We start from the raw sequence: 4,137 nt of genomic DNA, 5'->3' as shown, positions 1-4,137 counted from the left end.
GATTCATCGGGACAAAGTTGTACCATGATGTTGAGTTTTGTCCCACGGGAGGCAAAAACTATGAAACATCTTTTTAAGATTCAGGAAAAAATTGTTCCTGAGTTAATAAAAAAAGCAGAATTGCGTTATACCATTTTAAGAAATATCTATTATAATCAGCCTATTGGAAGGAGAAATTTAGCAAATAATATTGATGAAAGTGAAAGACAGGTTAGAAATGAACTAGAGTTTTTACGATCAAGAGCCTGGATAGAAATCACAAGAGCAGGTGCTTCCCTTACTACAGTTGGAGAAAGTTTTTTAAGAGAATTGGATAATTATATCAAAGAAATAAAAAACATAAGCAGTCTTGAAAAAAGATTAAAAAAATTTTTAGGATTGGAAGAAATCCTGGTAGTTCCCGGCAATTTAGGATATGAAAGTTTAAAAAAAGAGATTGGGAGATTTACAGCTCGCTTCTTAAAGGATATAATTAAAGGTGGAGACATCTTAGCTGTAACAGGAGGATCAACTCTGGCAGAAGTTGCAGAAGTCATGCAATATCATGACTGTTGTAATGGAGAGCTGGTAGTTGTGCCCGGGCGTGGTGGTCTTGGTGAAGATGTAGAAATACAGGCTAATACGATTGCAGCTAAAATTGCTAAAAAACTTGGGGGCAAATATCAACTACTACATATTCCAGATAATATAAAAGAGGAAAATATAGACTATATCCTTAATGAACCAAGTATTAAAAGAACTATGAATTATCTCAAAAAAGCAAATATTTTACTTCATGGAGTGGGTAGTGCCCGAAAGATGGCTGAAAGAAGAAAAGTTAGTGAAAAGAAAATAAAAGAATTAATTAAAAAAGGAGCTATTGGAGAATCATTTGGATATTATTTTAATAGGAAAGGTGAAATTGTTCATTCAACTACAAGTGTTGGAATGAGTTTAGAAGATCTTAGTGATATAGACACAGTCATCGCTGTAGCTGCCGGTAGAGAAAAAGCAGAAGCTATAATTGCTGCTGTTTCTCCGAAATATCAGGATATCCTTATTACTGATGAAGAAGCAGCTCGAGAAATTTTAAAGTTAGCTTAGTTAATAAAGCCTAAAGAATTTTGGCTTTTATAAAAACAAAAATAAAATGGAGGTTGATATTGTGAGTGTAAAAATTGGTATTAATGGTTTTGGTAGAATAGGTCGTGCAGTTTTTAGAAGTGGATTTGATAATCCTGAGGTTGAATTTGTAGGTGTTAACGATTTAGTAGATCCTCAAACTCTTGCCTATCTTTTAAAATATGATAGTAGTCAGGGAACATTTGAGTATGATGTAGATTATACTGATAATAGTTTAATAGTTGACGGAAAAGAAGTTAAGATCTTTAGTGAAAAAGATCCAGCAGATCTTCCCTGGGAAGAAAATGATGTAGAAGTTGTTATTGAATCAACTGGTCTTTTTAGAGATGGAAAAGATGCCAAAAAACATATAGAAGCAGGGGCCAAAAAGGTTATAATTTCTGCTCCAGCTGATAATGAAGATTTAACTCTAGTTATGGGAGTTAATGATGATAAGTATGATCCTAAAGAACATGATATTATTTCAAATGCATCCTGTACAACTAATTGTTTAGCACCTGTAGCCAAAGTACTTAATGATAAATTTGGAATTGAAAAAGGATTAATGACTACTGTTCACTCTTATACCACAAGTCAGAATATCCTTGATGGACCTTATAAATGGAAGAAAATAACCAGAGGTAGAGCAGCTGCTGAAAATATTGTTCCTACTACAACAGGGGCAGCTAAAGCAGTAACTACTGTACTTCCAGAATTAGAAGGAAAACTTGATGGTATGGCCATGAGAGTACCTACACCAACTGGTTCAATTGTGGATTTAGTTGTAGACCTTAATGAAGATGTAACAAAAGAAGATATTGATAATGCTATGAAAGAGGCAGCTGAGGGTGAATTAGAAGGAATTTTAGGATATAGTGATGAACCAAAAGTATCTCGTGATTATATTGGAGATCCCCGTTCTTCAATCTATGATTCAAACCACACTCGTTTAGTTCAGGGTAATCAGGTAAAAATACTTTCCTGGTATGACAATGAATGGGGTTATTCCTCAAGATTAGTTGATGTAGCACTAATGCTTAAAGAACAAGGACTATAAGCCGGAGGTGGTTTGATGAAAAAGAAGTTAAAAGACATGGATTTTAAAAATAAAAAAGCACTGGTTAGAGTAGATTTTAATGTTCCATTAAAAAACGGAGAGGTAGCCGATGATACTCGCATAGAGGCTGCCCTTCCTACCATTGAATATTTGATAAATGAAAAAGCAAAAGTGATTTTGATGTCCCATCTGGGTCGTCCTGGAGGAAAAGTTGATGAATCTCTCCGTATGGATCCAGTGGCTGAAAAATTAGCTGACTTACTGGGTAAACCTGTTTCCAAGGTAGATGATTGTATTGGTCCTGAAGTAGAAGATGCAATTGCAGATATGGAAGATGGTGATGTATTAGTTTTAGAAAACACCCGTTTTTATCCTGGAGAAAAGGCTAATGATGAAGATTTTGCTAAAAAATTAGCTAAATTAGCTGATGCATATGTCAATGATGCTTTTGGTGCTGCTCATAGAGCCCATGCATCTACTACTGGTGTAGCGAAACTCCTTCCTGCAGGAGCAGGTTTTTTGATGCAGCAGGAATTAAATGCATTATCTAAAGCAACTGATAATCCAGAACACCCTTATGTAGCAATTATGGGTGGAGCAAAAATTTCTGATAAAATGGAAGCTATTCGTAGTCTCCTAAATAGAGTAGACTATCTTTTAGTTGGTGGTGGAATAGCCAATACTTTCCTTTTAGCTAAAGGCTATGATATGGGAGATTCTCTGGTAGAAGAAGATATGGTTGAGTTGGCTCAAGATTTGATGGAAGAAGCTAAAGAAAAAGGTGTTGAATTAGTTCTTCCCATTGATGTAGTTGTGGCAGATGAATTTAAAGAAGATGCAACTCATAAAGTTGTAGATGCTGATAAAATTCCAGCAGGCTGGCAATCACTTGATAGTGGAGGTCCAAAAACTCTTAAAAAATTTAAAGAAATTATCTCTAAAGCCAGAATCATAAGCTGGAATGGGCCAATTGGTGTTTTTGAAATGAAAGAATTTGCCAAAGGCACTAATGAATTAGCCAAAGCTCTGGCTGAAGCAGATGCTGTTACTATCATTGGTGGTGGTGAATCAGCAGCTGCTATCAAGAAAGCTGGACTCGAAGATTCTATGACTCATATTTCAACTGGAGGAGGAGCATCACTCGATTTTTTAGCAGGAAAGAACCTTCCTGGGGTTGATGCTTTGGATGAAGTAGAACCAACTGATTTTGAAGAAATTGATGATATTGAAGATTTAGAATAAAAATAAAAATAAAAGAATAGCCCCATCCTTGTGATGGGGCCTTTATATAGGAGGGATATTATGCGAAAACCCTTTATTTGCGGAAATTGGAAAATGAATAAAACTGTAAATGAGGCTAAAGAACTTGTTAGTAATTTAAAAGGTTTAGTAAAAGATGTTGAAGATGTAGAAATAGGTGTCTGTCCTCCAGCTATAGATTTAGTATCTGTTAAAGAAATTGCAGATGGTACAAATATAAAAGTAGGAGCTCAAAATATGCATTGGGAGGAAAGTGGTGCTTTTACAGGTGAAACTTCACCACAAATGCTGTCTGAATTAAATCTTGATTATGTCATATTAGGACATTCAGAGAGAAGAGAATATTTTGCAGAAACTGATGAAAATGTAAATAAAAAAGTAAAAGCTGCTTTTAAACATAATTTAAAACCAATAATTTGTGTTGGTGAATCTCTTACAGAAAGAAAAGAAAACAAGGCTAAAGAAAAGGTTGAATTACAGGTTATTGAGGCTCTTAAGGGACTTTCTAAAGATCAGGTCAAAGATGTAGTTATAGCTTATGAGCCTATCTGGGCAATTGGAACTGGTGAATCTGCTTCTGCTGAAGAAGCTGAAGAAATGATAGCTTTTGTCAGGGATACTGTTGCAGATAAATACCCAGCAGCAGCTAAAGAACTTAGGATTCAGTATGGTGGAAGTGTTAAACCATATAATGTTGATGAATTTATGGAAAAAGAAAA

The 4,137-nt window shown here is 35.0% G+C and carries 4 protein-coding genes; all 4 read left to right on the top strand.

Annotated elements, in window-relative coordinates:
* Window positions 1-60 precede the first annotated feature (60 nt).
* On the top strand, window positions 61-1,083 hold the full coding sequence (locus tag VJ881_09910) for a sugar-binding domain-containing protein (GenBank protein HKL76367.1): 1,023 nt from the start codon (window positions 61-63) through the stop codon (window positions 1,081-1,083).
* Between the two features lie 61 nt (window positions 1,084-1,144).
* Window positions 1,145-2,158, top strand: coding sequence for a type I glyceraldehyde-3-phosphate dehydrogenase (gap, locus tag VJ881_09905; protein HKL76366.1), 1,014 nt, complete (start codon window positions 1,145-1,147; stop codon window positions 2,156-2,158).
* Window positions 2,159-2,170: 12 nt separating this feature from the next.
* Complete coding sequence (locus VJ881_09900) at window positions 2,171-3,400, top strand: phosphoglycerate kinase (protein ID HKL76365.1); 1,230 nt, start codon at window positions 2,171-2,173, stop codon at window positions 3,398-3,400.
* A gap of 60 nt (window positions 3,401-3,460) precedes the next feature.
* The coding region (tpiA, locus tag VJ881_09895) for a triose-phosphate isomerase (GenBank protein HKL76364.1) at window positions 3,461-4,137 on the top strand (677 nt) is incomplete at its 3' end.

This window comes from Halanaerobiales bacterium (genome assembly GCA_035270125.1).
Lineage (GTDB): Bacteria > Bacillota > Halanaerobiia > Halanaerobiales > DATFIM01 > DATFIM01.
Note: the sequence above shows the minus strand (reverse complement) of the source record. Positions and strands in the feature narration are given on the sequence as shown.